This is a genomic window from Nocardia sp. No.11, from assembly GCF_038752175.1.
Taxonomy (GTDB): Bacteria; Actinomycetota; Actinomycetes; order Mycobacteriales; family Mycobacteriaceae; genus Nocardia; species Nocardia canadensis.
In genome coordinates, this window is record NZ_JBCGFB010000057.1 from 1 (window position 1) to 25,223 (window position 25,223).

Annotated in this window: 23 protein-coding genes, 2 tRNA genes and 1 other RNA gene; 15 read left to right on the forward strand and 11 right to left on the reverse strand. The window is 68.3% G+C overall.

Annotated features, from left to right (window positions below):
- From V8688_RS18240 to V8688_RS18250, 3 genes are all read left to right on the forward strand, one after another.
- A partial coding sequence (locus V8688_RS18240) for a nucleoside deaminase (protein WP_342801311.1) occupies positions 1 to 316 on the forward strand: 316 nt, incomplete at its 5' end.
- A 46-nt stretch (positions 317 to 362) separates the two neighbouring features.
- Positions 363 to 453, forward strand: a tRNA-Ser gene (locus tag V8688_RS18245).
- 186 nt (positions 454 to 639) lie between these two features.
- The gene (locus V8688_RS18250) at positions 640 to 831 is read left to right on the forward strand and encodes a hypothetical protein (RefSeq protein WP_218721347.1); all 192 of its coding nucleotides are present in this window, start codon (positions 640 to 642) and stop codon (positions 829 to 831) included.
- 122 nt (positions 832 to 953) lie between these two features.
- Here the strand turns inward: V8688_RS18250 and V8688_RS18255 are convergent, their stop codons facing one another.
- Positions 954 to 3,242 carry an MMPL family transporter gene (locus V8688_RS18255; protein ID WP_218721288.1) on the reverse strand — a complete coding sequence of 763 codons (2,289 nt, stop codon included), beginning with the start codon at positions 3,240 to 3,242 and terminating at the stop codon, positions 954 to 956.
- 172 nt (positions 3,243 to 3,414) lie between these two features.
- The gene (locus V8688_RS18260) at positions 3,415 to 5,709 is read right to left on the reverse strand and encodes an MMPL family transporter (protein WP_218721289.1); all 2,295 of its coding nucleotides are present in this window, start codon (positions 5,707 to 5,709) and stop codon (positions 3,415 to 3,417) included.
- A gap of 200 nt (positions 5,710 to 5,909) precedes the next feature.
- Here V8688_RS18260 and V8688_RS18265 point away from each other — a divergent pair, with 200 nt between their 5' ends.
- From V8688_RS18265 to tgt, 5 genes are all read left to right on the forward strand, one after another.
- Complete coding sequence (locus V8688_RS18265; protein ID WP_218721290.1) at positions 5,910 to 6,506, forward strand: TetR/AcrR family transcriptional regulator; 597 nt, start codon at positions 5,910 to 5,912, stop codon at positions 6,504 to 6,506.
- A 47-nt stretch (positions 6,507 to 6,553) separates the two neighbouring features.
- Positions 6,554 to 7,030 (forward strand): Rrf2 family transcriptional regulator, encoded by a 477-nt coding sequence (locus tag V8688_RS18270; protein ID WP_218721291.1) that lies wholly within the window; start codon positions 6,554 to 6,556, stop codon positions 7,028 to 7,030.
- 81 nt (positions 7,031 to 7,111) lie between these two features.
- Positions 7,112 to 8,845, forward strand: coding sequence for an ABC transporter ATP-binding protein (locus V8688_RS18275; protein WP_218721292.1), 1,734 nt, complete (start codon positions 7,112 to 7,114; stop codon positions 8,843 to 8,845).
- On the forward strand, positions 8,842 to 10,749 hold the full coding sequence (locus V8688_RS18280; protein ID WP_218721293.1) for an ABC transporter ATP-binding protein: 1,908 nt from the start codon (positions 8,842 to 8,844) through the stop codon (positions 10,747 to 10,749). The genes V8688_RS18275 and V8688_RS18280 overlap by 4 nt, the downstream gene beginning before the upstream one ends.
- A 58-nt stretch (positions 10,750 to 10,807) precedes the next feature.
- Complete coding sequence (gene tgt / locus V8688_RS18285) at positions 10,808 to 12,061, forward strand: tRNA guanosine(34) transglycosylase Tgt (RefSeq protein ID WP_342801312.1); 1,254 nt, start codon at positions 10,808 to 10,810, stop codon at positions 12,059 to 12,061.
- 95 nt (positions 12,062 to 12,156) lie between these two features.
- Here tgt and V8688_RS18290 read toward each other — a convergent pair whose 3' ends face one another.
- Complete coding sequence (locus V8688_RS18290; protein WP_218721348.1) at positions 12,157 to 12,939, reverse strand: queuosine precursor transporter; 783 nt, start codon at positions 12,937 to 12,939, stop codon at positions 12,157 to 12,159.
- A gap of 53 nt (positions 12,940 to 12,992) precedes the next feature.
- Here V8688_RS18290 and V8688_RS18295 point away from each other — a divergent pair, with 53 nt between their 5' ends.
- Positions 12,993 to 13,550, forward strand: a complete 558-nt coding sequence (locus tag V8688_RS18295; protein ID WP_218721295.1) for a DUF4190 domain-containing protein — start codon at positions 12,993 to 12,995, stop codon at positions 13,548 to 13,550.
- Between the two features lie 67 nt (positions 13,551 to 13,617).
- Here the strand turns inward: V8688_RS18295 and V8688_RS18300 are convergent, their stop codons facing one another.
- The 3 genes from V8688_RS18300 to V8688_RS18310 are packed head-to-tail and all read right to left on the reverse strand — an operon-like array spanning position 13,618 to position 15,775.
- Positions 13,618 to 14,307, reverse strand: a complete 690-nt coding sequence (locus V8688_RS18300) for an RDD family protein (RefSeq protein WP_342801313.1) — start codon at positions 14,305 to 14,307, stop codon at positions 13,618 to 13,620.
- Positions 14,308 to 14,350: 43 nt separating this feature from the next.
- Positions 14,351 to 15,277 carry a tRNA glutamyl-Q(34) synthetase GluQRS gene (gluQRS, locus tag V8688_RS18305; protein ID WP_342801314.1) on the reverse strand — a complete coding sequence of 309 codons (927 nt, stop codon included), beginning with the start codon at positions 15,275 to 15,277 and terminating at the stop codon, positions 14,351 to 14,353.
- A gap of 9 nt (positions 15,278 to 15,286) precedes the next feature.
- On the reverse strand, positions 15,287 to 15,775 hold the full coding sequence (locus V8688_RS18310; protein WP_316573178.1) for a DUF309 domain-containing protein: 489 nt from the start codon (positions 15,773 to 15,775) through the stop codon (positions 15,287 to 15,289).
- 431 nt (positions 15,776 to 16,206) lie between these two features.
- On the opposite strand from V8688_RS18310, the gene V8688_RS18315 reads away from it, so the two are divergent.
- Both V8688_RS18315 and V8688_RS18320 read left to right on the forward strand, forming a co-directional pair.
- Positions 16,207 to 16,404, forward strand: a complete 198-nt coding sequence (locus tag V8688_RS18315; RefSeq protein WP_308248653.1) for a DUF397 domain-containing protein — start codon at positions 16,207 to 16,209, stop codon at positions 16,402 to 16,404.
- 87 nt (positions 16,405 to 16,491) lie between these two features.
- A complete protein-coding gene (locus V8688_RS18320; protein ID WP_342801315.1) occupies positions 16,492 to 17,934 on the forward strand; it encodes a wax ester/triacylglycerol synthase domain-containing protein in 1,443 nt (480 codons plus the stop codon).
- Here the strand turns inward: V8688_RS18320 and V8688_RS18325 are convergent.
- Positions 17,931 to 18,401 (reverse strand): helix-turn-helix transcriptional regulator, encoded by a 471-nt coding sequence (locus tag V8688_RS18325; protein WP_316573180.1) that lies wholly within the window; start codon positions 18,399 to 18,401, stop codon positions 17,931 to 17,933. The two genes, V8688_RS18320 and V8688_RS18325, sit on opposite strands and share 4 nt — an antisense overlap.
- Positions 18,402 to 18,666: 265 nt before the next feature.
- Positions 18,667 to 19,311 carry a helix-turn-helix transcriptional regulator gene (locus V8688_RS18330; RefSeq protein WP_316573181.1) on the reverse strand — a complete coding sequence of 215 codons (645 nt, stop codon included), beginning with the start codon at positions 19,309 to 19,311 and terminating at the stop codon, positions 18,667 to 18,669.
- 346 nt (positions 19,312 to 19,657) lie between these two features.
- On the opposite strand from V8688_RS18330, the gene V8688_RS18335 reads away from it, so the two are divergent.
- Positions 19,658 to 21,106, forward strand: coding sequence for a threonine/serine exporter family protein (locus V8688_RS18335; RefSeq protein WP_316573182.1), 1,449 nt, complete (start codon positions 19,658 to 19,660; stop codon positions 21,104 to 21,106).
- 1 nt (position 21,107) lies between these two features.
- Here the strand turns inward: V8688_RS18335 and V8688_RS18340 are convergent, their stop codons facing one another.
- Both V8688_RS18340 and V8688_RS18345 read right to left on the reverse strand, forming a co-directional pair.
- Positions 21,108 to 21,530, reverse strand: a complete 423-nt coding sequence (locus V8688_RS18340; RefSeq protein WP_218721303.1) for a DUF5994 family protein — start codon at positions 21,528 to 21,530, stop codon at positions 21,108 to 21,110.
- Positions 21,531 to 21,788: 258 nt separating this feature from the next.
- A tRNA-Ser gene (locus V8688_RS18345) sits at positions 21,789 to 21,876 on the reverse strand.
- Positions 21,877 to 22,023: 147 nt separating this feature from the next.
- Here V8688_RS18345 and V8688_RS18350 point away from each other — a divergent pair.
- On the forward strand, positions 22,024 to 22,575 hold the full coding sequence (locus tag V8688_RS18350) for a helix-turn-helix domain-containing protein (RefSeq protein WP_316573183.1): 552 nt from the start codon (positions 22,024 to 22,026) through the stop codon (positions 22,573 to 22,575).
- 1 nt (position 22,576) lies between these two features.
- Here V8688_RS18350 and V8688_RS18355 read toward each other — a convergent pair whose 3' ends face one another.
- The gene (locus tag V8688_RS18355; RefSeq protein WP_342801316.1) at positions 22,577 to 23,536 is read right to left on the reverse strand and encodes a hypothetical protein; all 960 of its coding nucleotides are present in this window, start codon (positions 23,534 to 23,536) and stop codon (positions 22,577 to 22,579) included.
- Between the two features lie 101 nt (positions 23,537 to 23,637).
- Here V8688_RS18355 and ffs point away from each other — a divergent pair.
- Positions 23,638 to 23,732, forward strand: an RNA gene (gene ffs / locus V8688_RS18360) — signal recognition particle sRNA small type.
- 167 nt (positions 23,733 to 23,899) lie between these two features.
- Positions 23,900 to 25,192, forward strand: a complete 1,293-nt coding sequence (locus tag V8688_RS18365; protein ID WP_218721306.1) for an aminotransferase class I/II-fold pyridoxal phosphate-dependent enzyme — start codon at positions 23,900 to 23,902, stop codon at positions 25,190 to 25,192.
- The last annotated feature ends 31 nt before the right edge of the window (positions 25,193 to 25,223 follow it).

The window sequence follows — 25,223 nt, forward strand, 5'->3', positions numbered from 1 at the left end:
CCTCGGCGATCCGACCGCGCACGCCGAGGTGCTCGCGTTGCGGGCCGCGGCCGCCGTGCACGGCGACGGCTGGCGGTTGGCGGGCGCGACGCTGGCGGTCACCCTGGAGCCGTGCACGATGTGCGCGGGCGCGCTGGTGTTGGCTCGGGTGGGCAAGGTCGTGTTCGGCGCCTGGGAGCCCAAGACCGGCGCCGTCGGCTCGCTCTGGGACGTCGTGCGCGACCGCAGGCTCAACCATCGTCCCGAGGTGCGGGGCGGGATCCTCGAAGCGGAGTGCGTCGCCCTCCTGGACGATTTCTTCCGAACTCAGCGCTGACCAGCCGATTTAACGATCCGGCACCCCCTCCGGTATCGTAGTCGGCGGTGGCGTGTCCGAGCGGCCTAAGGAGCACGCCTCGAAAGCGTGTGACGGGTAACCCCCGTCCGAGGGTTCAAATCCCTCCGCCACCGCCACAGAGCCCCTCACCTGATATGCCAGGTGAGGGGCTCTTTTTCGTCGGCTGTTCACGCGGTACGGCCCCGCCCGCCGGGGCTGTACGTAATAGACTGGTAGTACCGAAATCCGGGAAGGAACGATGTCTTATGCGCGGGCGACAGCCGCCACCCGCGAAGTCCGGGATCGGGCTCGGGGGGAAGCTCATGGTTCTGGTCGTGCTGGGCTGGGTAGCCGTCGGGCTGCTCGCCGCGGGCCAGCGACACTACTTCGCCCACCTGCCCAAGGAGTGCTCCGACTGGGCGACGATCGCGGTGACCGCCGCCGCGGGTCCGGCCAACTATGTCGGCCTGAACCCGCGGGTCAGCCAGTGCGAGGTACCCCAACCGAGCCAGTGATATCGGCGGCTGGCGCCGCGGGGGGTTTCCGGCCCTTGGTGCCTCGAATCCGAGGGGCGATACTGCGCCTTCGGCGGTACGTCTCGCCCCTCGGATTCGAGGCGGCCGGAAACCCCGGGTGGTCAGGTGCGGGCGGGGACGGGGGTCTTTTCCTGCTCTTGTAGTTCCCGCAGGCGAGCGCCCTCGACGTCGATGTCGGGGACGATCTTGTCCAGCCACTTCGGCATCCACCATGCCCATTTGCCGAGCAGCACCAGCAGCGCGGGGATGAGCACCATGCGGACGACGAAGGCGTCGAGGGCGACACCGGCGGCGAGCGCGAAGCCCATGGACTTGGCGGTGACGTCGGACTCCAGCAGGAACGAGCCGAACACCGAGATCATGATGATCGCCGCCGAGGTCACCACGCGCGCGCCGTGGTGATAGCCCTTGACCACGGCCTCGGTGGGATCGGCGCCGTGCACGTACTCCTCGCGCATGCGGGTCACCAGGAACACCTGGTAGTCCATGGCCAGGCCGAATACCAAGCCGATCAACATGATCGGCAGGAAGCTGACCAGCGGATGCGGGTCCTCGATGAGACCGAGCTCGCCCTCCTGGAAGATCAGCACGGTCGCGCCGAAGGTGGCCGCCATGGACAGCAGGAAACCGAGCGCGGCCGTCAGCGGGACCAGGATCGAGCGGAACACCAGGATCAGCAGGACGAACGCCGCGCCCGCCACGATCGCCATGTACGGGACGATCTTGCTGAGCAGGACGTGGTCGATATCGGCGTAGATGGCGGTGCTGCCGGTGATGCCGTAGGACATCTTGTACTGCTCGTTCAGCGCGGGTTCGGCATCGCGCGCCGACTGCACCAGGTCCTTGGTCGACTGCGCGTTGGGCCCGGCGTTGGGGATGCCGTTGATCAGCGCGCCCGCGCCGTCCTGGCTGAGCTGCGGCTCGGTGACAAGCTCCATGTCCGGATAGGACTGTAGCTTCTCGCGCAACGCGAGCAGCGCGGCTTCGCGCTGGTCGACGGGGGTGTCGCTGAGGTCGACAGCGATCTGCAGGATGCCGTTGCTGCCCTCGCCGAAGCCCTCGGTGCGCAGGTCGTAGGCCTTGCGGACGGTGGTCGACTTGGGCAGGCTGTCCTCGCCGGGCAGGCCGAGGTTCAGGTTGATCGCCGGCGCGGCCAGCAAGCCGAGCACCACGATGGCCAGCCCCATCGTCACGGCGGGCCATCTGGCGATGACCTTGGCCACCCGGGTGCCGTTGGTGACGACGCTGTCGTCCTCGGGATCGTGCTGGGCGATCAGCGGCAGCTTCGGTGTGAACAGGAACTTGCCGAACGCGCCGAGCAGCGCCGGCATCAGCGTGATCGCGGTGAGCACCGCGAACGCGGCCGCGATCGCGCCGCCCAGACCCATGAAGGTCAGGAACCGCACGCCGACGATGCTCAGCCCGACCAGCGCGATGATGACCGTCAGCCCGGCGAACACGACCGCCGATCCGGCCGTGCCCAGCGCCGTGCCCGCCGCTTCCTCGGCCGAATCCTGCACCGCCAGTTCGTGCTTGTACCTCGACACGATGAACAGCGCGTAGTCGATCGAGAGCGCGATGCCGATCATCGAGGCCAGGAACGTGGTGAAGCTGGGGATCGAGAGCACCGAGGTGGACAGGAAGATCAGCGAGGTGGCCGCGCCGAGGCCGACGATCGCGGTGATGATCGGCACGAACGCGGCGACGATCGCGCCGAACGCGACGACCATGACCACCAGCGCCACCAGCATGCCGATCATCTCGGACTTGCCGCTGGGCATCTCCTGTTCCATCGCGATGGTGCCGCTGATCTCGACCGTCAGCCCGGCCGCGCGGGCGGCGTCACCGACGGCGTAGGCGGCGTCGCGGTCCTCGGCCGTGATATCGGCGAATTCCTTGATCGTGAACGGCACGCTGAAGTACGCGACGGTGTCGGGGTCGGTCTTGTTCAGCACGTTCAGCGGTGCGCCGCTGCAGGTCGATGGGTCGCGCTCGGCCCCGAGACAGCCCATCTCCTCGGTCATCGCGATCGGATTCGGGATCGGCTTGCTGTGATCGACGATGTCGAGCTGATCGAGCCGGGCGATCATCGCGTCGAGCGCCTGCTTGTTCGCCGGGTCGGTGAGCTTCTGCCCGGCCGGCGCGCCGACGACGTAGGTGCCGGTCACGGCGTCGAAGGCGAAGGCCTCCGACATGCCGGGGAAGTGTTTGTCGAGGATCTCGGTCGCCCGTTCCGACGGCAGGTTGGGCATGCTGAAGTCGTCGGTCATCGGTTTCTGGAGCTGCGCGCCGAGGGCGCCGAGCACCAGGAAACAGATCAACCAGACGGGTAGCACGATCCATTTGCGGCGAAAGGCCAGCTTGCCCCACCGGTACAGATAGACGGACACGGTTTTTCTCCTCGCGGTGATCGGTGCGGAGCGGGAGGTAGAGCCGGGTCTAACCAGTCCGAGTCTGGTGCCAGGCCACCGCGATATCAAGCAACCTGCCAGGTGCGACGGGCGAAAAAGGAGGACGACCCCGCGATCCTGAGGGATCGCGGGGTCGTCCGGTTCGAGTGGGTCAGGAGACCGGAAGCGGCTGCTTCACCGTCTCGGCGCCCTGGTTACGCAGCTGTTCGAGCTTGGAACCCTCGACGTCGATATCGGGCAGGATGCGGTCGAGCCACTTCGGGATCCACCACGACCACTTGCCCATGATGACCAGCAGCGCGGGCACCACGACCATGCGGACGATGAAGGCGTCGATCGCCACACCGGCGGCCAGCGCGAAGCCGAAGGACTTCGCGGTGACGTCGGTCTCCAGGATGAACGAGCCGAACACCGAGATCATGATGATCGCCGCCGAGGTCACGACGCGGGCGCCGTGGTGGTAGCCGGAGACCATCGCGTCCTTGGGCGACTTGCCGTGCACGAATTCCTCGCGCATGCGGGTCACCAGGAACACCTGGTAGTCCATGGCCAGGCCGAATACCAAGCCGATCAACATGATCGGCAGGAAGCTGACCAGCGGCTGCGGGTCCTCGATCAGGCCGAGCTTGCCCTGCTGGAAGATCAGCACGGTGGCGCCGAAGGTGGCCGCCATCGAGAGCAGGAAGCCCAGGGCCGCGGTGAGCGGGACCAGGATCGAGCGGAACACCAGGATCAGCAGGATGAACGCGGCACCGGCCACGATCGCCAGGTACGGCACGATCTTGCTGAGCAGGACGTGGTCGACATCGGCGTAGATGGCGGTGGTGCCGGTGATCCCGTACTCCATGCCGAACTGCGCCTCGAGGTCGGCTTCGGCGCCGCGCGCTTCGGCGACCAGATCCTTGGTGGCCTGGTTGTTCGGGCCCGACTTCGGCACGCCGTTGAGCATGGCGCCCTGCTTGTTCTCGCTCCACTGCGGCTCGGTCACGTAGTCCATGCCGTCGTAGGACGCGAGCTTGTCGCGCAGCGCGCCGACCGCGGCCTCACGCTGGCTTTCCGGCACCGCGCTCAGGTCGGTGACGACCATCAGCACGCCGTTGCTGCCCTCGCCGAAGCCCTCGGTGCGCAGCTCGTAGGCCTTGCGGACGGTGGAGGTCTTCGGGGCCGAGTCCTCGCCGGGCAGACCAAGGTTCAGGCCCGCGGCGGGTGCGGCGAGCGCGCCGAGCACGACGACCGACAGGATCAGCGCGACCCACGGGGCCTTGCCGATCAGGCGGGCGAAACGCTGGCCGTTGGTGACCGAGCTCTCGTCCTCGGGATCGTGCTGGGCGACCAGCGGCAGCTTCGGCTTGAACAGGTACTTGCCGAAGGCGCCCATCAGCGCGGGCATCAGGGTGATCGCGGTGAGCACCGCGAAGCCGGCCGCGATGGCGCCGCCCAGACCCATGAAGGTCAGGAACTGCACGCCGACGATGCTGAGCGCGCCGAGCGCGATGATGACGGTCAGACCGGCGAACACGACGGCCGAACCGGCGGTGCCGAGCGCGGTACCCGCGGCTTCCTCGGCCGAGTCACGCACGGCCAGTTCGTGTTTGTACCTGGACACGATGAACAGCGCGTAGTCGATCGACAGCGCGATACCGATCATCGAGGCGAGGAAGGTGGTGAAGCTGGGGACCTCGATCACCGAGGTGCCGAGCATGATCAGCGAGGTCGCGGCGCCGAGGCCGACGATGGCGGTGACGATCGGGACGACGGCGGCGACGATGGCGCCGAAGGCGACCACCATCACGATCAGGGCCACGCCCATGCCGATCAGCTCGGACTTGCCGCTCGGCTGCTCCTGCTCCATCGCGATCGAGCCGCTGAGCTCGACGGTCAGGCCGGCGTTGCGCGCTTCGGCGGCGACCTCGTAGGCGGCGTCGCGCTCGACGTCGGTGACATCGGTGACGCCCTCGATACTGAACGGCACGTTCAGCACCGCGACGCTGTCCGGCGCGGTCGAGCTCAGCACGTTGAGCGGTGCGCCCGAGCACTTCGACGGGTCGGGGTTGGCGAGACAGCCCATCTTGTCGGTCATCTCGATGGGGCTCATCAGCGGCTTCGAGTGATCGACGATCGGCAGCTCACCGAGCTTGGTGATGAGCGCGTCGACGGCGGCGCGGTTGGCCGGATCGGTGAGCTTCTGGCCCTCCGGGGCGCCGATCACGTAGGTGCCGGACACGGCGTCGAACTTGAACTGCTCGGACATGCCCGGGAAGTGCTTGTCGAGGATCTCGTTCGCACGGGCCGACGGCAGCGACGGCATGCTGAAGTCGTTGGTCATCGGCTTGCTCAGGGTGGCGCCGACGCCGCCGAGCAGCAGGAACAGCAACAACCAGACCGGTAGCACGATCCATTTGCGGCGGAAAGCGAACTTTCCCCATCTGTACAGGTATACGGACACGAGGGTGCTCCTAGCGCGAAGAACTCGGGTGGGATCAGGCTCGTAGACAGCACTTGCGGGTCTCCCCTGACGACCCGCCTCCACATCGTCGTTTTCTGCCTACCGTGCGGTAGGTAGACTACCGATTCAGTAAGTGGAGAGGCAACCTCAATTTCGGGGGCGCCGCGTAAGTCACACGCAGTGATGGGAGGATTGAATACATGGCTCCCCGAGACACCGTCGACGCCGTTTCCGCAGGTGGAGGCACTAAGCAGGCTATCCGCGACGCCGCGGTACAGCTTTTCGGCGCCAAGGGTTTCGAGCAGACGAGCCTGCGCGAGGTCGCCGATATGGTGGGGATCACAAAGGCTTCGCTCTACTACCACTACGCGTCGAAGCTGGATCTGCTCCTCGCGATCATCGATCCGATCATCGATCACATGCGCGACATCGTCACCGACATCGACGCGGTCCCCTACGACGACGAGGGCATCCGCGCGGTGCTGCGGACGTACCTGCGCGGGATGATCCGGCACCGCGCGGCGGGCGCGCTGTGCGTGCGCGACACCGCGGCGATCGTCAACGCCATCGCCGATCGCTACCCCGATCTGATGGAGCCGACCAGGGAACTGCGCACCTGGCTGGCCGGTCCCGACCCGGATCAGGAAGCCATGCTGCGCGCGGCCGCGGCCATCGAGGTGCTCGGGGTCGCGCTGCTGTCATCGGAGCTGGCGCCCGGCGCGACCGATGAGATGGTGGAGAAGACCCTGCTCGACGCGGCGACCTGCGTGCTGACCGCCTGCGGACGGTCGGCATGACCGGGCGGCTCGCCGCTCCCGCCCGGCCGACCGCGTAAGTTCGACTCGTGCATATCACCGCCAGGGTCGATTACGCGGTGCGAACGCTGCTGGAGCTCGCCGCGGCCGACGGCGTCGTCAAGGCCGAGGCGATCGCCGCCGCCGCGCAGATCCCGCCGAAGGTACTCGAGACCGTGCTGGCCGAGCTGCGCCGCGCCGACCTCGTGCTGAGCAGGCGCGGTCCCGACGGCGGCTACCGCCTCGGCAGGCCCGCCCCGGAGATCTCGGTGGCCGACGTGATCCGCGCCGTCGAATCGCCGCTGGCCTCGGTGCGCGGGCAGCGCCCCGAGGACGTGCGCTATCCCGGCGCCGCCGAACCGTTGCAGCAGGTATGGATCGCGCTGCGGGTCAACATCAGGGCCGTGCTGGAGAACGTCTCCATCGCCGATATCGCCACCGACCGGCTGCCGGGTTTCATCGGCGAGCTGATCGCCGACCCCGGCGCCTGGGTGCGGCGCGAGCCGCGCACGCCCGCCGGCGCGTAATTCGTCCACAGGCCGGACTTGTCCACAGGGCGGTAAAAGTCGGCGGCGACGCTCACCCGCACGCGGTAGCCTGCGACCACCATGTTGATCACCCTGCTGCGGACCTACCTGGCCCCGTACCGCGCTCAGCTGGCCGGTGTCCTCGTGCTCCAGCTGATCTCGGTCATCGCGATGCTCTACCTGCCCAGCCTCAACGCCGACCTCATCGACAACGGCGTGACCAAGGGCGATATCGGCTACATCTGGTCCACCGGCCTGTTCATGCTCGCGGTCAGCTGCGTGCAGATCGTGGCCTCGTCGGCGTCGGTGTACCTCGGCGCCCAGGCGGCCATGGGAGCGGGCCGCGATATGCGCGGTGGTGTGCTGCACCGGGTCGAGACCTTCTCGGCCAGGGAGGTCGGCATGTTCGGCGCGCCCTCGCTGATCACCCGCTCGACCAACGACATCCAGCAGGTGCAACTGCTCATCGTCATGTCGGTGACGATTCTGGTGATGGCGCCGATCATGTGCGTCGGCGGCATCATCATGGCGCTGCGCGAAGATCTGGGCCTGTCCTGGCTGCTGCTGATCGCGGTCCCCGCGCTGGCGTTGGCCATGGGCACGATCGTGGCCCGCATGGTGCCCGGCTTCCGGCAGATGCAGGCGCGCATCGATGAGGTGAACCGAGTGCTGCGCGAGCAGATCACCGGCATCAGGGTGGTGCGGGCGTTCGTGCGCGAACGCCAGGAGATCTGGCGCTTCGGGATGGCCAACACCGCGCTCACCGACGCCTCGCTGCGCGTCGGCAAGCTGATGGCGCTGATGTTCCCGACGGTCATGCTGATCAGCAACGTCACCGCCGTCGCGGTGATCTGGTTCGGCGGTCACCACGTCGACAACGGCACCATGCAGATCGGCTCGCTCACCGCGATGCTGTCCTACATCATGCAGATCCTGATGGCCGTCATGATGGCCTCGTTCCTGGCGATGATGGCGCCGCGCGCCGCCGTCTCGGCAGACCGGATCGGCGGGGTACTCGAGACCGAGTCCTCGGTCCGGCCGCCGCGGCTGCCGCAGCCCTTCGCCGCCGACCCGGCCGCGGTCGATGTCCAGTTCGCCGAGTTCGCCTTCCCCGGTGCGGAGAAGCCGGTGCTGCGCGGCATCCGGTTCCAGGTCGCCCCCGGCACGACGACCGCGATCGTCGGCGCCACCGGCTCCGGCAAGACCACCCTGATCAACCTGATCCCGCGGCTGATCGACGTCACCGACGGCGCGGTCTACCTCGGCGGCACCGACGTGCGCCACCTCGATCTCGAACTCCTGCGCGGCGGCATCGGACTGGTCCCGCAGAAGGCGTACCTGTTCTCCGGCACCATCGCGAGCAACCTGCGCTACGGCAAGCCCGAGGCCACCGACGCGGAACTGTGGCACGCGCTCGAGGTGGCCCAGGCGGCCGACTTCGTGCGCGAGATGCCGCAGGGGCTCGACACCCCGGTCGCCCAGGGCGGCACCACCGTCTCGGGCGGGCAGCGGCAGCGCCTGTGCATCGCCCGCGCGCTGGTGCGCAGGCCGCGCGTCTACCTGTTCGACGACTCGTTCTCGGCGCTCGACGTCGCCACCGACGCCAGGCTGCGTGCCGCGCTCAAGCCCGAGACCGCCGACGCGTCGGTGCTCATCGTCGCCCAGCGGATCGCGACCGTTCGCGACGCCGACCAGATCGTCGTCCTGGAGGACGGCGCGATGGCGGGCATCGGCACGCACGACCAGTTGATGCAGCGATGTCCCGAATACCGCGAGATCGTCGAGTCCCAGCTCAGTGTGGAGGAGGCTCGATGAGGCCCGGTGCTCCGGTACCCGGCGCGCCGGGTACGAAGGCCAAGTCGTTCGGACCGTCGCTCAAGCGCCTGCTGCGCAGGCTCGCGCCGGAACGCCTCGCCGTCGGCGTGATCGTCGCGCTGGTGATCACCTCGGTGGTGCTCAACACGCTCGGCCCCTACCTCCTCGGCAAGGCCACCAACCTGGTCTTCGACGGTTTCGTCGGCAAGCAGCTCGACCCGCGGTTCAGCAAAGAGCAGACCATCCAGATGCTGCGCGACCGCGGCGAGAACACCCGCGCCGACATGCTCTCGGCGATGAACGTCATCCCCGGCACTGGCATCGACTTCGACGCCGTCGCCCGGGTCCTGCTGATCGTGCTCACCCTGTACGTGGCGGCCTCGGTGTTCGGCTGGCTGCAGGGTTACCTGCTCAACATCGTCATCAACCGGACCGTGAAGCGGCTGCGCGACGACGTCGAGGACAAGCTGCACCGGCTGCCGCTGCGCTACTTCGACTCCGCCCCGCGCGGTGACGTGCTCAGCCGCGTCACCAACGACGTCGACAACGTCTCGCAGAGCCTGCAGCAGACGATGAGCCAGCTGCTGGTCTCGCTGTTCACCGTGGTCGGCATCCTGATCATGATGTTCTGGATCTCGCCGCTGCTGGCGCTGATCGCGCTGCTCACCGTGCCCGCGGCCATCGTCGTGACGGCGCAGATCGCCAAGCGGTCCAAGCCGCACTTCGTCGACCAGTGGAAGTTCACCGGCGCGGTGAACGCCTCGGTCGAGGAGGCCTACACCGGCCACGAGATCATCACCGCCTTCGGCCGCAGCCGCGAGGTCGGCAAGGAATTCGACGAGCGCAACCAGCAGCTCTACGACGCGAGCTTCAAGGCGCAGTTCATCTCCGGCCTGATCATGCCGGCCATCATGTTCCTGGGGAACGTGAACTTCGTGTTCATCGCGCTGGTCGGCGGCCTGCGGGTGGCCACGGGCAACCTGTCGCTGGGCGACGTCCAGGCCTTCATCCAGTACTCGCGCCAGTTCAGCCAGCCGCTCACCCAGATCGGCGCGATGGCCAACCTGCTGCAGTCCGGCGTCGCCTCGGCCGAGCGGATCTTCGAGATCCTCGACGCCGAGGAGCAGAGCCCCGACCCGGTGGTGGAGAACCAGCGCCCGGTCGATCGCGGGCGGGTCGAGTTCGAGGCGGTCTCCTTCGGCTACGACCCCGAGGTGCCGATCATCGAGCGGCTGTCGCTGGTCGCCGACCCGGGGCACGTCGTCGCCATCGTCGGCCCGACCGGCGCGGGCAAGACCACGCTGGTCAACCTGCTCATGCGCTTCTACGAGCTCGACGCGGGCACCATCTCGATCGACGACGTCGACATCACCACCATCACCCGCGACCACCTGCGCTCGCGGATCGGCATGGTGCTGCAGGACACCTGGCTGTTCAAGGGCACCATCCGGGAGAACATCGCCTACGGCAATCCGAACGCCTCCGAGCACGACATCCTGGCGGCGGCCCGCGCCGCCTACGTCGACCGGTTCGTGCACGCGCTGCCGCACGGCTACGACACGGTGATCGACGAGGAGGGCGGCGGTGTCAGCGCGGGCGAGAAGCAGCTGATCACCATCGCCCGCGCGTTCCTGGCCAAGCCGTCGATCCTGATCCTCGACGAGGCGACCAGCTCGGTCGACACCCGCACCGAACTGCTGGTCCAGCACGCGACCGCGGCCCTGCGCCGCGACCGCACCAGCTTCGTCATCGCGCATCGCCTCTCCACCATCCGCGACGCCGACCTGATCGTGGTGATGGAGAAGGGTCGCATCGTCGAGCACGGCTCGCACGAGCGGCTGCTCGAGGAGCGCGGCGCGTACTACCGCCTCTACAACGCGCAGTTCGCGGCGGCGGAACTGTAGGAGACCGGCGCGTCACCCGGGCGGGTGACACGCCGGGCAGTCCTGGCACGATGGGCAGGTGGCCGATCCCAGCGAGTTCTCCTTCACCGTAGGCACCCGTCTCGACCGCGGGCGCCACGGCCGTACCGGCGTCATCGGTACCCCGCACGGCGAGATCGCCACGCCCGCGTTCATCCCGGTGGGCACCAAGGCGTCGGTGAAGGCGGTGCTGCCGGAGACGATGAAGGACCTCGGCGCGCAGGCACTGCTGGCCAACGCCTATCACCTGTACCTGCAGCCGGGCGCCGACATCGTCGACGAGGCGGGCGGTCTCGGTACCTTCATGAACTGGTCCGGCCCGACCTTCACCGACAGCGGCGGCTTCCAGGTGATGTCGCTGGGCGTCGGGTTCAAGAAGGTGCTCGCGATGGAAGCGGTCGACATCCGCTCCGACGAGGTGATCGCCGAGGGCAAGGAGCGCCTGGCCACCGTCGACGACGACGGCGTCACCTTCCGCTCGCACCTGGACGGTTCCAAGCACCGCTTCACCCCCGAGGTGTCGATGGGCATCCAGCATCAGCTCGGCGCCGACATCATGTTCGCCTTCGACGAGCTGACCACCCTGCTGAACACTCGCGGCTACCAGGAGAAATCGCTGCAGCGCACGCACGAGTGGGCGCAGCGCTGCATCGACGAGCACGAGAAGCTCACCGGCGAGCGCGGGCACCGTCCCTACCAGGCGCTGTTCGCGGTGATCCAGGGCGCCCAGTACGAGGACTTGCGGCGCAAGGCCTGTCGCGAGCTCGAGGAGATTCGGGGTGCCGGCGGAACGGAGTTCGACGGCTACGGCATCGGCGGCGCGCTGGAGAAGCACAATCTCGGCACCATCGTCGGCTGGTGCTGTGACGAGCTGCCCGAACACAAGCCGCGCCATATGCTCGGCATCAGCGAGCCCGAGGACATGTTCGTCGCCATCGAGAACGGTGCCGACACCTTCGACTGCGTGAATCCGTCCCGGGTGGCGCGCAACGCGGCGATCTACGTGGACCAGGGCCGGTTCAACATCAACACCAGCCGCTTCCGCCGCGATTTCACCCCGATCGACGAGAACTGCGACTGCTACACCTGCGCGCACTACACCCGCGCCTACCTGCATCACCTGTTCAAGGCCAAGGAGATGCTCTCGGCCACGCTCTGCACGATCCACAACGAGCGGTTCACCGTGCGGCTGGTCGACCGGATCCGCGCCAGCATCGAGGGCGGCTACTTCGACGAGTTCAAGACCGAATTCCTCGGCCAGTGGCAAGGCCGGATCAAGGCGCCGGGGGCGTAGCGGGGGGCCGGAGGNAATTCCTCGGCCAGTGGCAAGGCCGGATCAAGGCGCCGGGGGCGTAGCGGCGGACCGGAGGCCGGTCCGCCGCGGGCCGCCTAATCGTGCAGGGCGTCGACCTCGGCCGGGCCGTAGGTCGGTTCGGTCTTCTTGAGGAGCGCGATCACGCGGTAGGTGATCGGCATGACGATGATCTCGCACAGCGTCTTCCACACGAAGCCGACGATGACGTAGTTGACGAACGACTGCCAGGTGTTGATGCCGATGGCGGTGGCGGCGATCGAGCAGAAGATCAGCGTGTCGGCGAACTCGCCGATCACCGTGGAGCCGAGCAGCCTGGCCCACAGATGCTTCTCCTTGGTGCGTTCCTTGATCAGCACCAGGGTGGCCGAGTTCAGCAGCTGGCCGACGAAGTAGCCGGCCAGGCCGGCGAGCACCAGCTGCGGGGTGGTGCCGAGGACCGTCCGGAACGCTTCCTGGTTCTCGTAGAAGCCGGCGGCGGGCAGCCGGATCGCGATCGCGAAGCACGCGACGGTCAGCAGCAGCGCGCCGAAACCGGTGTAGATGGCGTGGCGGGTGGCACGGAAGCCGTACACCTCGCTGAGCACGTCACCGAGGATGTAGGCGAGCGGGAACAGGAAGAAGGCGCCGTCGGTCGCGATCGGCAGGATCTGCAGCGGGCCCAGCATCACCGATTGGTCGGCGAAGAACTCGACGCCCTTGGTGGCGCAGATGTTGGAGATGATCAGCGTCGCCGTGAACACGGCGACGATTACCGGGTAGAACCCCCGCGCAACCTGGGCGAATGCCGCATGGTCCGGCGCGGGGCGCCCAGATTCGGCAGGTTGGTCGAGCGTGTTTGCATCAGTCACGGCTCCTATCCAACCAAGGTCGCGGTGCCTCACGGGCGCCGGTTGTGGAATACGCTGTACCAATGACGAATCCCGGCGATTCCGACGAGTGGTGGAAGCAGTACGGCGGCTCCGGCGTGTCGCCGGAGTCCGGCGCGCCGGGCTCGGTGCCGCAGTACCCGTCCGCGCAGCCGTCGCAGCCTCCCAGCTACCCGTCGACGCCGCAGTACCCGCAGCAGCCTGCCCCTCCGCCGTCGCAGCCGCAGTACCCCAACTACCAGCAGCCCTCGGCGCCGCAGTACCCGCAGCAGCCACCGCAGCCCGCCTACGGCGCCTACCCCGCCGGGGGCGGTTACCAGCCCTACGGCGGGTTCCCGCAGCCGCAGGGCACCAACGGCCTGGCGATCGGCGCGCTGGTCTCCTCGCTGGTCGGCCTGTGCACCTGCATCGGGTCGATCGTCGGCATCGTGCTCGGTGTGATGGCGCTCAACCAGATCAAGGAGCGCGGCGGTGAAGGCCGCGGTATGGCGCTGGCCGGCATCTGGATCGGCGCGATCACCCTGGTGCTGGGTCTGCTGTACGTGGTCTTCGTCATCGTGCTCGGGGTAGCGGGCGGGCTGGATTCCTCCACCTCGTACTGACTTTCCGGAAACGAACAGGGGCGCTTCCGTATCCGGAAGCGCCCCTGACGTTTTCGTCAGCCGGGAATCAGCCCTTGACGACCTGCGTGCCGCCGGCGAACTTGTCGTGCCAGCCCTGCTTGTTCGGGTCCTGGGAGATGGTGATCATGATGTAGATCGCCAGACCCAGGCTGATCAGGCCACCGACGCACGGGATCAGGCCGACGATCTGGAACAGGTTGCGCTTGGCCGACTGCTCCGGGGTCAGGTTCGGCGCGCCACCGGGGGCGACGACCCGCAGGCCCAGCATCTTCTTGCCGAGCGAGGTGCCCTGGGTGACTTCCATGGCGATGAAGTAGCCGTAGACCGCCAGCGAAACGACAGCGCCGCTGACGAACTGGTAGGTGTTACCGCTGAACACCAGCGCCAGCACGATCGCGAGCGGGAGGCTGACGATCAGGTTGTCGATGACGCGCGCGCCGATCCGGATGCCCAGATCGGCAGGCTGCACGCCGCCGTAACCCTGCTGGCCGTAGCCGCCCTGGCCGCCCGGGTAGGCCTGCTGGCCGTACTGGTCCTGGCCGTAGGCCGGCTGCTGCTGCTGGCCGTAGGGGTCCTGGTTGTAACCGGGCTGGGGCTGCCCGTACGGCTGCTGCTGCCCGTATCCCGGCTGCTGCTGGCCGTAACCCGGCTGCTGCTGGCCGTAGGGGTCCTGGCCGTAGCCGCCGGGCTGACCGCCCTGCGGGTACTGGTTGGGGTCGTAACCACCGCTGGTCATAAATTCGTCCTCGTCGTGATCAGGAGATCGGTCGATGCGTACGTTACGGACATCCCTCTGGTCGGAACAACCCGATAGGCTCGAGTATCCATGGTTTTCCCGGTATCCGCGCCGGGTCGAAAACTTCACGGAGCTCGGCTGTTGTCCGCGCGGTGTAGCCGAGGGAGCCGGCGAGGGCCGCCACCACATCCTCGGGCGTGTTGCCCAGGGCGCGCTGATCCGAAAGACTCACGGCACCGTCGCGTTTGGCCAGTCGCGTGCCCTCCTGGTTGAGCACCAGCGGGACGTGCGCGTAGCTCGGCGTGGCCAGGCCGAGCAGTTCGGCGAGGTAGGCCTGGCGCGGGGTCGACGGCAACAGGTCGTCGCCGCGGACCACCTGGTCGACGCCCTGCGCCGCGTCGTCGACGACGACCGTCAGGTTGTAGGCGGGGATTCCGTCGCCCCGCCGCAGCACCAGATCGTCGACGGCGCCACGGTATTCGCCGTGCAGGAGATCGGTGATCGTGTAGTCGTCGACGTCGGCGCGTAATCGGAGTGCGCCCCGCCGTCCTTCGGCGCGCTTGGCCGCGCGCTCGGCGGCGGTGAGGTGGCGGCAGGTGCCCGGGTAGGCGCCCATCGGTCCGTGCGGCGCGGTCGCGGCCTGCTGGATCTCGCGGCGGGTGCAGAAACACTCGTAGGTGCGTCCCGCGGCGGTGAGCTCGGCGATGGCGGCGTCGTAGCGCGCGAGCCGCGCGGACTGGCGCACCACGGGGCCGTCCCAATCGATACCGATGGCGGCGAGGTCGTCGAGCTGGCGTTCGGCGGCGCCGGGGCGGACCCGATCGAGATCGTCGATCCGGAGCAGGAAGTCGCGTCCGGTCGTGCGGGCGAACAGCCACGCCAGGATCGCGGTGCGCAGATTGCCCAGGTGCAGTTCACCCGAGGGGCTCGGGGCGTACCGGCCCGCGCCGGTGGAGCGGGTGGTTGGCACCGGACCATTCTATGCGGCGGACGGGTGGCACAGCCGCGGCCGCAACTGCTCCTCGGCGATGGGGCTGCCTGTGTCCAGCGCGGCGAGCAGGACGGCGGCGTGGGCGATCAACCCGGCCCGGTCGACGTCGTGCTGCTGCGCATTCGCCGGGTAGGTCCCGAGCCGCTCGCTCGCGCGGCGCAGCAGAGTACCCGCGCCCTTGGCGTTCCCACGCTGGATGTGGGTGATGCCGACGGCGTATTGCGCCAGCCCCTGCCAGAGCATCCGCTCGGCTACCGGCCCGTTCTTCCATGCCGCCTCCAATACCTCATGGGCATTGAAAGCCAAACCGTCGTCCAGCAGTTGCTGAGCGAAGGTGAGAGTTTGCTGGGGTGCCAGCTCCAGGTCGTCCGGAATTCGGGCGACTCCGGCACTGCCGGGAGGTAGCGGCCTGCCGAGTCGGTCCCTGGGGCGGTCGTTGCGGGCACGACCTGCGGCGTCGCGATCACGGGAGATCATTCCCCCATGATCCACGGCCGCCGTTCGTGGTGCCCGCGGGGCGGCTGGGACAGTCGAGAAATTGACGTATCACGGACTAATCACATGGAAGTAAAAGTTGATGTGTCAGCCGGTTGGGGAATGGGTACAGGGGTCCGGCAATGCTCCCGCAAACGTGAAGCTTCGCAAGCTTGGCAAACCCATATGAGAAAGCAAATTCTCATCCGCAAACTTGCGGAAGACCTGCTAGTGTTTCTTCCGCGGGGGCAGCCCCCGGAGGCGGAAACGCCTCGATGCGCTGGTTCGTGCCGGTCGGTTGCGCGCACCGTGTGGCAGTGCTCTGTGTGCCACGAAGTAACTCGTCGATCGCGCCGGATATCGGAATGTTGCAACGATTCCTGGAGTAATCCCGTTCTCGATCATGCAAAGGAGTAAGTGCCGTGGAGGTTGATGTGACGGACGCTGTGTGGCGGAAGAGCACCTACAGCGGACCCGATGGGAACTGCGTGGAAGTGGCCTTTCTCGCCGGCGGCGATGTCGCGGTCCGCGACACCAAGGATCGCGGTCGCGGTCCCGTGCTGGCCTTCGGACCGGGAGAGTGGCGCGCGTTCCTAGCCGACGTCACCGCGGGAGAGTTCGCGCGCGGCTGAGCCGCACCATGCGCCTCGAGAAGGCAGCACGGGCCCCGGGTCGGTAGGACTCGGGGCCTTCTCTGTGGCGTGGCCTATCGTGGCCGGATGACCACGATGGCCGCGCGCGACGCGACGATGTTCTGGCTGTCGCGCCGCGGCGCCAATGACGTGTTCCTGCTCTACTGCTTCGCCGAAACCGGCAGCACCGCAGACGAACTCCGCGCTTTCCTCGCCGCACGTTCGGCGCGTATTCCGGATCTGCGGATCCGGATTCGGGAGATTCCGGGCAACCTCGACTATCCGCGGTGGGAACCCGCCGAATTCACCGCCCAGCAATTCGTCACGCATCGTCCCAGCGGGCTCGGCTGGCCCGCGCTGCTCGACCGTGTCGGCGAACTGCTGGGTACCGGTGTGGACGGCACCGAAAGTCCTTGGCGTGTCCATGTTTTCCGCGATGTGCGCGACGCGCCCGCGTCGGCGGGGCCCGTGCTGGTCGTCGTGCTACAGATATCGCACGCCCTGGCCGACGGCACCAGAGCCGCCGCTGTCGCGCGTTCGCTGTTCGCTCCGGCGCCGGTGGGCGAAGTTATCCCCAGCTCTCCCGGTGCACCTGTGGACAACTCGGAAGATCCCCCGGTCGAGCCTGTGAAAACTCCTGCACGGCCTGTGGATTACTGGGGACAAATCTGTGCATGGGGTACCGACGCGAGAGTCGCTGGGGTGCTGAGGTTTCCCCGGCAGCTGGTGACCACCGCACGCCGGGGACGTGCGGCGCACCGGGCCCAGCGCGAGCTCGCGGACCGCACCGCGGCGGGGAAGGTGCCAGCGTCGACCAAGGGTTTCGCGCCGAACGCGCTCAATCCGAGCGCTCCAGTGGGGGTCTTCGACCATCGGGTCCGCATGCTCGTCGTCGACGCCGAACGCATCCGCGTGCCCGGCCGCACCGTGACAGTCGTTGCCCTGACAGCGATTTCCCGCGCGCTCACCACCTACCTGGCCGAGACCGGCGACCGCCCCTACCGGCTCGGCACCGCCCTGCCGATGGCATTGCCCGGCACGGCCGCGGCGCACAACCACTACCGCGGCCTGTCGATCGATCTGCACATCGACGAACCCGACCTCGCCCTCCGCGCCGGGCTGATCGCCGCCGACCTCGCGACCCGCCGCGAGCGCGCGCTGAATCCACTGCTCGCCGTGCAGGATCGGGTCGGCGCGACGGTCCCGGCGGTCTTCGCCGCCCGCGACGTGGCCAGGGCCGACCTGGACGGCGTGCCCGCCGCGCTGGACGGCAACACCGTGGTCTCCAGCGTGTACCGTGGCGCCGCCGATCTCGCGTTCGCCGGCGCTCCTGTCCTGTTCACCGGCGGTTTCCCCGCGCTCGGCACCGTCATGCATCTGACCCACGGCGTGCACGGCATCGGTGAAACCATCGCGCTGTCGGTGCATGCGGACGCCCGGGTCCTGCCCGATCCGGATCGCTATCTCGCCCTGCTCGCCGATTCGCTGGACGCGGTGGTGGCGTCGCACCGCGAGGCGAGCGGGGTCTAGTCGCGCTTCCTGGTCAGTTCGACGCCGACAGCGCGCAAGGCCGAGCGCAGCGCGGTGGCGGCGTCGGTGCCCGCGGCCTCGCCTTCCATCAGGCCGTCGATGCGGAACGGGCAGAAGTAGCCGGTTCCGTTGTCGCCCTGGTGTGGTCGGTCGATCTCGATGAGCGGCCGGGTCGCGCCGTTTCTCGTCGCTATCGCGTCGGCGAGGGCGGCGTCGGCCGCGCGTGGATCACGGCGCCGGGTGCCGGGGAGCGCGGAGGCCGACTGGGCGTGCACCCGCTCGTACCAGTCGATCACCTCGGATGGCGCTGCGCGCGTGCCGGTTTCGTAGTGGCCGAGGGCCGCGCGACTGTACGGGACGCGGGTGGCCAGCGCGGTCAGGGATAGTCCGGCTTCCTCGCGGAGCTGTCGTAACCGTGCCCCGACGACGGTGGTCTCGCCGTTCCCCTGCTCGCCCCGACTGGACATGGACACACCGTAGCGAACTGTAGACGTTTGTAGACGCTTTTTGCTGTCCAAAAGGTCTTGACGACGACCATACTTTGCTGCGGTGGCTTCGACACCACCATACCGCGCCACCCGTGCAGCACCGACTGGTTCGGAGGGGACAGATGGACATCTACCTGTGGATTGCTGTGGGACTGTTCGTATTCGGAGCGCTGACCCGCTACCTGCTCCTGCTACCGCCCGTGGAGCCGGGGCGGCCGACCGTCGGCGACATCCGCCGCCGGCTTCAGGCCGAGCGCGAACTCCCCGGCCACGACTCGACGGTGCCGTCGGTGCGGACCAGTTCCGACAGGAGCTTCTCGGCGTCGGACTTCTCCCTGGCCAGCGCGCTCCAGCCGCGGACCACACCGTCGGGGCCGGACTTCGTCGTCCACGAGCCGACCGCATGAGCGCCCTGGGGGTGCAGCGAGTAGTAGATGGTGCCGATCGGCCGCGCGACATCCATGCCACGCACCCAGCCGGTGAGCGCGTCGCCGTCCCACACCCGCATCTCGCCGCGCATCTGCGCGGCCGGGTCATCCTGCGCCGCAGCGGATTCGGCGGCCGAGTCGATGAGCAGGTGGTCGCCCTCGTGCCGGATCGTCACCGGCGTTACCTCGACCTCGTCGCCGTGGTTCGCCGCTTTCTGCCAGGCTGCCCACCAGCGGCCCGCCAGATCGATCCGGTTGTCGACGATGCCCGCCAGCTCCGCGAGCGAGATCTGCAGCGCGTCGGCCAGCCGGATCGCCACCGGCAGCGTCGGCGACTGTTCCTCCGATTCGTACCGGGTGATCTGCCGCGAGCTCACCCCGATCGCGGTCGCGAGCGCGGGCTGCGAGAGCCCGAGCAACCGCCGCCGCTCCTGGATCACCTTCCCCGTCCCGGTGTTCATACAGTCATCGCCTCCATCGCCGGCCCCTACCGTCACACCCTGCTGGACACATCCGCACCAGACCCGCCCACATCGCGGGCCGCCACCCGTGGTCGCGAAGACCGCTGGCGCGCCGCGCATGCCGACTGCGTGGCCGATTCTCCCATCTTCTCGCTTCAGCAGGCTCGTTTCGTGCTGACTCAGCACGACGGCTGCGGTCCGCGCTGCCTGCAGCACCTGGCGGCCACGGCCTACAGCACCGGACTGATCGAGGACATCTGAGACCGACCGCGACATGACGAGCGACACGTTGACGAACACGTTGCGAGACGGCGAACCCGCCTCGAACGCCGTTACCGTCGAAGGTATGAGTGCGGAACCGGCATCGGAAGGCGACGGCGACACGATCACCGAACGCCCAGCTCTGCGCTCGCGCTGGCGGCTGCGCCGCCCGTTCGTCCTGCCCTCACAGCGTGCGACGGCCGACAACATCACCATGGCCCCCACCCCGCTGCAGCCGATCGACCTCACCGACGACGCCGAGGTGTCGCAGGTGCTCGATCTGGCCGTGCGGGTGGGGGAGGTGGTGCTGGCCGCCGGTACCGGTGTCATCGATACCTCGGCCCAGGTCCGCTTCATCGCCTCCACCTACGGCCTGGACAAGTGCGATATCGACGTCACCTTCGACGCGATCCGTATCTGGGCCGATCGCGGCCCGCGGCTGCCCCCGGCCAGCGATATGCGGGTGGTGAAGTACCGCTCGCTCGACTTCACCCGGCTGGCCGCGGTCGACCGGCTGACCCGGCGGATCCGCAGCCAGGTCGTCCCCGTCGACCAGGCGCACGCCGCGCTGGACGAGATCGTCTCCGGGGCGCACCCGTATCCGCGCTGGGTGTCGACCATGGGCTGGTCGCTGCTGGCGGCGGCGATCGCGGTGCTGCTCGGTGGCGGCGCGCTGCTGGCCGTCATCAGTTTCGCGACCACGGCGCTGATCGACGTCGTCAACCGGGCGCTGCACCAGCTCGGTCTGCCGATCTTCTTCCAGCATCTGGTCGGTGGTGTCATCGCCGCCACGCCCGCCATCGCGCTGGCGGCGGTCAGCGATCACTGGCGGGCCGACGCCGCGCTGATCGTCGCCGCGGGCATCACGGTGCTGTTGTCGGGGCAGCAGTTGGTCGGTTCGGTGCAGGACGCCATCACCGGCGCGCCGATCACGGCGGCGGCGCGCATGCTCGAGGTGGTGATGATGACCGGCGGCATCGTCGCCGGTATCGGCCTGGCGCTGCGAATCTCGACCATGCTCGGGATCGCGGTGCCCGAGATCGCCGCGAGCGCGGGCCGTGACACCGAGTATCTGGCGATCAAACTGAGCGCCGGTGCGGTGGCCGCGATCGCCTTCGCGATGGCCTGTTACGCCGAACGCCGGGCGTTGTTCGCGGCCGGGTTGAGCGGCGCGGCGGGCACGGTGGCCTACCTGGTCGCCCAGGACATCGGGTTCGGGCCGGTGGTCGCGTCCGGGATGGCGGCCACGCTGATCGGCCTGGCCGGTGGTCTGATGGCGCGCCGGGCACTCACCCCGCCGCTGGTCGTCGCGGTCGCGGGCATCACGCCGCTGCTGCCGGGTCTGAAGGTGTACCGCGGCCTGTACGCCCTGCTCGAGGACGAGACCCTGCTCGGTTTCGGGCAGATCCTCGGCGCGTTCGGTGTCGGGTGCGCACTGGCGGCCGGCGTCATCCTGGGTGAATGGTTCGACCGCTTGCTCAGCCGCCGTGGCGCGCCGCGCGACTTCGACCCGACCTACACCAGCGATCGCTGAATTACGTCTGGACGAGGGTGCGCGGCCCGTCGGCCGCCGTCTCGGCGGGCGCGGGGTCCTGCACCCGCGGTTTGCCCGCGGCCCAGCGCATCTGGCTGCGCGCCGCGGGGGCCTCGGTCGAGGCGGGGATCACGAGCAGCGCCAGGTCGGCGCCGTTGCTGCCGACCAGGTGCATGATGCGCGAGGCAGGCTCGGCCGACGTCGCGGATTCGGTGGCATGCCAATCGAATCCGAGCCGGGCCAGCTTGCCGATCCGCGGCGAGACGGCCTGCACCAGCTGGTGCAGTTCGGTCATCGGCTGGTCGGTACGGGGCCACCAGGCGCCGTCGATCGGGCCGGTGATGGCATGTCGCTCACGCAGCATCAGCCGGATCGGCCCGGCCGCGTCGCGGCCGATGCTCGTGGTCTGAGGTGAGGTATTCACTACGAGTTGTCTTCCTGAGTCTGGGGGCGCGGTCGAAGAACAATCGACCGGCGCACGCCGTCCGTTTACGGACCGGCACTGGGGTTGGGTACCCACTCCGCTGTGTCGGCACGCACACATCTGGGACGGCGGCGACACCGGCGGGTGGGTGGTGGGGGTTTCCCGCACCATCGGGGCTTCACTCTACGGAAGCCCACCGACAGATCCACCGATTAAACGAACAGGGCCCCGACCGGCGAACCGATCAGGGCCCTGCTGTGGCGGAGGATAGGGGATTTGAACCCCTGAGGGCGTTAACCCAACCCGCGTTCCAGGCGAGCGCCATAGGCCACTAGGCGAATCCTCCGTGGAGCAGCATAGCGGTCCCGGTGCCCCGGTGTAAAAACGGGTCGGGTCGGTCAGGGCGGTTGGGGAGACTATACGGCTCCGTACACTGAGTGCTCGGGCCGCTCATCCGCTGGTCCGGTCGAGCCGATATGAGGTGGAACACGTCGTGGGTACCGCGCGCACACCCCGGGAGCGCTGGGTGGAGGAAGGCCTGCTGGTGCTGGCCGCCGCCGGTGTGGACGCGGTGCGGGTCGAGGCGCTGGCCAAGCGCATCGGCGTCACCAAGGGCGGGTTCTACGGCTATTTCGCCGACCGGGAGGCGCTGCTCGTCGCGATGCTCGAGCAGTGGGAGCGGGAGGCGGTCGACCAGGTGCTCGAACAGGTCGCGCACGCGGATGACCCGAAAGCGCGGGCCCGGCTGGCGGGCGTGCTCACGTTCTCCAGCGACCGGCTGCTGCCCATCGACCTCGCGATCCGCGACTGGGCCCGCCGCGACGCAGACGTGGCCGAGCGGCTACGGCGGGTCGACAATCGCCGAATGGCGCTGTTGCGCGAGACGATCGGCGCCTTCTGCGCCGACCCCGATGAGGTCGAAGCCCGCAGCCTGCTCGCCTTCTGCGCGGTGATCGGCAAGCACTTCCTCGCCGCCGACCACGAGGGCCGCACCCGCAACCAGGTGCTGGCCCGCGCCGCGGACCTGCTGTTCGAGCGGCGCTGAGTTACTTCTTCAGTCCCGTGAGCGCCTTCTGCGCCTGGGTTTTCGCGACCGTGGCGACCTCGTCGGTGTTGATGGTCTCGCCTTCGGCCCGTGACAGGGTGATCTGGACCTTGACCGAGACATTGCTGTCGGCGACGCCGACGGTGTAGGTCAGCCGCGGCCCGACGACATCGCGGGTCTCGGATTTCCAGTAGCCCTGCGAGCCGATCCCGCTGACCTCACCCGACGCCAGACCCGAACCCGAAGTGCCGGTGTCGTATTCCTTCCATCGGGTGTAGGAGGGGTCGCCGTAGGCGTCGTTGAATTCGACGTCCAGCTCGATCCCGGCGTCGTTGGTCTGGTACTTGCTGCGGGCCGACTTGCTCGAGTAATCGGCGGTGCACGACAGCCTGCCGCCGGTGGAGCTGGTCGGCTGGGTTTCCTTGTGCTCCGGGCTGCCCTTGGGGTCCGAGGACCACTTCTTCAGCACCGTCGGGTCGATGAGCGAGCACGCGTTGGAGACCGAGGCCATCGTGTAGTCACCCTCCATCTTCTTCTTGCGGTCGTTCTCCATCGACGTCAGCGGGTCGGACGGGTCGTCGCGGGTGGCGACCGCGACCCCGACCACCCCGATGCTGACCACCGCGAGCAGGCCGACGACACCGGCGATGATCAGCCCGTTCTTGTTGCCGGGCGGTCGGGGCGGCATCGCGTAGGCGGGCTGCTGATAGCCGGGCGCGTTGTACGGGGGAGTGGGCTGCGGCGGATAACCGGCCTGCGGCATCGACGGAGCGGACGGATAGGGCCCGTAGCCGGGCTGACCCTGCGCCGGAAACCCGAATCCCGGTTGCGGCTGCTCGGGCCCCGCCGCCGGATTGAACACCGTGGGATCGGTGCCCGCGTTCGTCGGCGTCGACCACCAGTGCACGGTCGGATCGGACTGTCCAGGCTGATCGCCGGATCCCTGCTGAGAATTCGTCATCTTCGGCCCCCTCCGGTTTTCGATACGGGTTCGCCCCGTCGATTCGTCGCGATCGTATCGACCCCCCGCTGCGGAGGGCACATCGAACCGCTACACTGGCCGACGGATCCCGCGCGGCGCGCATCCTGTGAACTCCCCCAGGGCCGGAAGGCAGCAAGGGTCAACGGGCTCTGCCGGGTGCGCGGGGTCCCCTTTATTCTCGGGGACCTCCGCCTGATCGATCCGCCTACGCACCTTCGCAGCGTGCGAGCCTGATCCGGCTCCGGATACCCCACCGATTCCGAGCAACCGCCGGGTAACGTTGCGAGTGTCGGCACGCGCAGCGTGCACCACCCACCTTGCTGCTTCGAAAGGCTGCCCAGGATGCCCCGGCAAACGCAGATCGGTTTGATGAGCCACGCGGAACTCGTGTCCGAGCACGAGTCCCAGACCGCGAATTACGCGACGCTCCAGACCGAGAAGCTCACCCTGGATCTGACCCGAGGTAAGCCATCGCCGGAACAACTCGACCTATCCGCGTCGCTGCTCTCCCTCCCGGGCGACGGCGACTTCCGCGACGGGTCGGGTGTCGACTGCCGCAACTACGGCGGCCTCAACGGTCTGCCCGAACTGCGTGCGATCTTCGGTGAACTGCTCGGCATCCCGGTCGAGCAACTGATCGCGGGCAACAACGCCAGCCTCGAGCTCATGCACGACAACATCGTCTTCGCGATGCTCTACGGCACCCCGGACTCCCCGCGCCGCTGGGCGTCGGAGGAGACGATCAAGTGGCTGTGCCCGGCCCCCGGCTACGACCGGCACTTCGCGATCACCGAGGCGCTCGGCATCGAGATGATCGCCGTCCCGATGAACAACGACGGCCCCGACACCAGGGCCATCGCGGCGCTGCTGGCCGACGACCCGCAGATCAAGGGCCTGTGGGCGGTGCCCAACTACGCCAACCCGACCGGCGCCGTCTTCTCCGAAGAGGTTGTCCGCGAGCTGGTTTCGATGAAGGCCGCCGCGCCGGACTTCCGGCTGTTCTGGGACAACGCCTACGCGGTGCACCCGCTCACCGACACCGCCGCGCCGGTGCTCGACGTGCTCGGCATGGCCGCGGCGGCGGGCAACCCGAACCGGCCGCTGGTCTTCGCCTCGACCTCCAAGATCACCTTCGCCGGCGCCGGCGTGAGCTTCTTCGGCGCGTCCAAGGCCAACCTCGACTGGTACCTGGCGCACGCGGCGAAGAAGAGCATCGGCCCGGACAAGCTCAACCAGCTGCGGCATCTGCGGTTCTTCACCGACGCCGAGGGCGTGCGCGAGCACATGCAGAAGCACCGCAGGCTGCTCGAGCCGAAGTTCGCGCTGGTGCGCCGCATCCTCGAAGACCGGCTCGGCGCGTCGAAGGTCGCGTCCTGGACCGAGCCCAAGGGCGGCTACTTCATCAGCCTCGACGTGCTCGACGGCACGGCCGCCCGGGTGATCGCGCTGGCCAAGGACGCGGGCATCGCCCTCACCGCCGCCGGTTCGGCGTTCCCGTACGGCAAGGACCCCGACGACAAGAACATCCGCATCGCCCCCTCCTTCCCGCAGTTGCCGGAACTGGAGAAGGCGATGGACGGGCTGGCGACCTGCGTGCTGCTCGCCGCCACAGAGAAGCTGCTCGAGGAGCACTGAGCGAGCGGGCCGGGGGGGCGTTGGCGCGCCC

Excerpts from the sequence above, each read along its gene's own strand:
- V8688_RS18250 (WP_218721347.1), top strand. The coding sequence starts at position 640 with ATGGTTCTGGTCGTGCTGGGCTGGGTAGCCGTCGGGCTGCTCGCCGCG.
- V8688_RS18265 (WP_218721290.1), top strand. The coding sequence starts at position 5,910 with ATGGCTCCCCGAGACACCGTCGACGCCGTTTCCGCAGGTGGAGGCACT.
- V8688_RS18275 (WP_218721292.1), top strand. The coding sequence starts at position 7,112 with ATGTTGATCACCCTGCTGCGGACCTACCTGGCCCCGTACCGCGCTCAG.
- V8688_RS18280 (WP_218721293.1), top strand. The coding sequence starts at position 8,842 with ATGAGGCCCGGTGCTCCGGTACCCGGCGCGCCGGGTACGAAGGCCAAG.
- V8688_RS18295 (WP_218721295.1), top strand. The coding sequence starts at position 12,993 with ATGACGAATCCCGGCGATTCCGACGAGTGGTGGAAGCAGTACGGCGGC.
- V8688_RS18300 (WP_342801313.1), bottom strand. The coding sequence starts at position 14,307 with ATGACCAGCGGTGGTTACGACCCCAACCAGTACCCGCAGGGCGGTCAG.
- V8688_RS18310 (WP_316573178.1), bottom strand. The coding sequence starts at position 15,775 with ATGATCTCCCGTGATCGCGACGCCGCAGGTCGTGCCCGCAACGACCGC.
- V8688_RS18320 (WP_342801315.1), top strand. The coding sequence starts at position 16,492 with ATGACCACGATGGCCGCGCGCGACGCGACGATGTTCTGGCTGTCGCGC.
- V8688_RS18325 (WP_316573180.1), bottom strand. The coding sequence starts at position 18,401 with ATGTCCAGTCGGGGCGAGCAGGGGAACGGCGAGACCACCGTCGTCGGG.
- V8688_RS18330 (WP_316573181.1), bottom strand. The coding sequence starts at position 19,311 with ATGAACACCGGGACGGGGAAGGTGATCCAGGAGCGGCGGCGGTTGCTC.
- V8688_RS18335 (WP_316573182.1), top strand. The coding sequence starts at position 19,658 with ATGAGTGCGGAACCGGCATCGGAAGGCGACGGCGACACGATCACCGAA.
- V8688_RS18355 (WP_342801316.1), bottom strand. The coding sequence starts at position 23,536 with ATGACGAATTCTCAGCAGGGATCCGGCGATCAGCCTGGACAGTCCGAT.
- V8688_RS18365 (WP_218721306.1), top strand. The coding sequence starts at position 23,900 with ATGCCCCGGCAAACGCAGATCGGTTTGATGAGCCACGCGGAACTCGTG.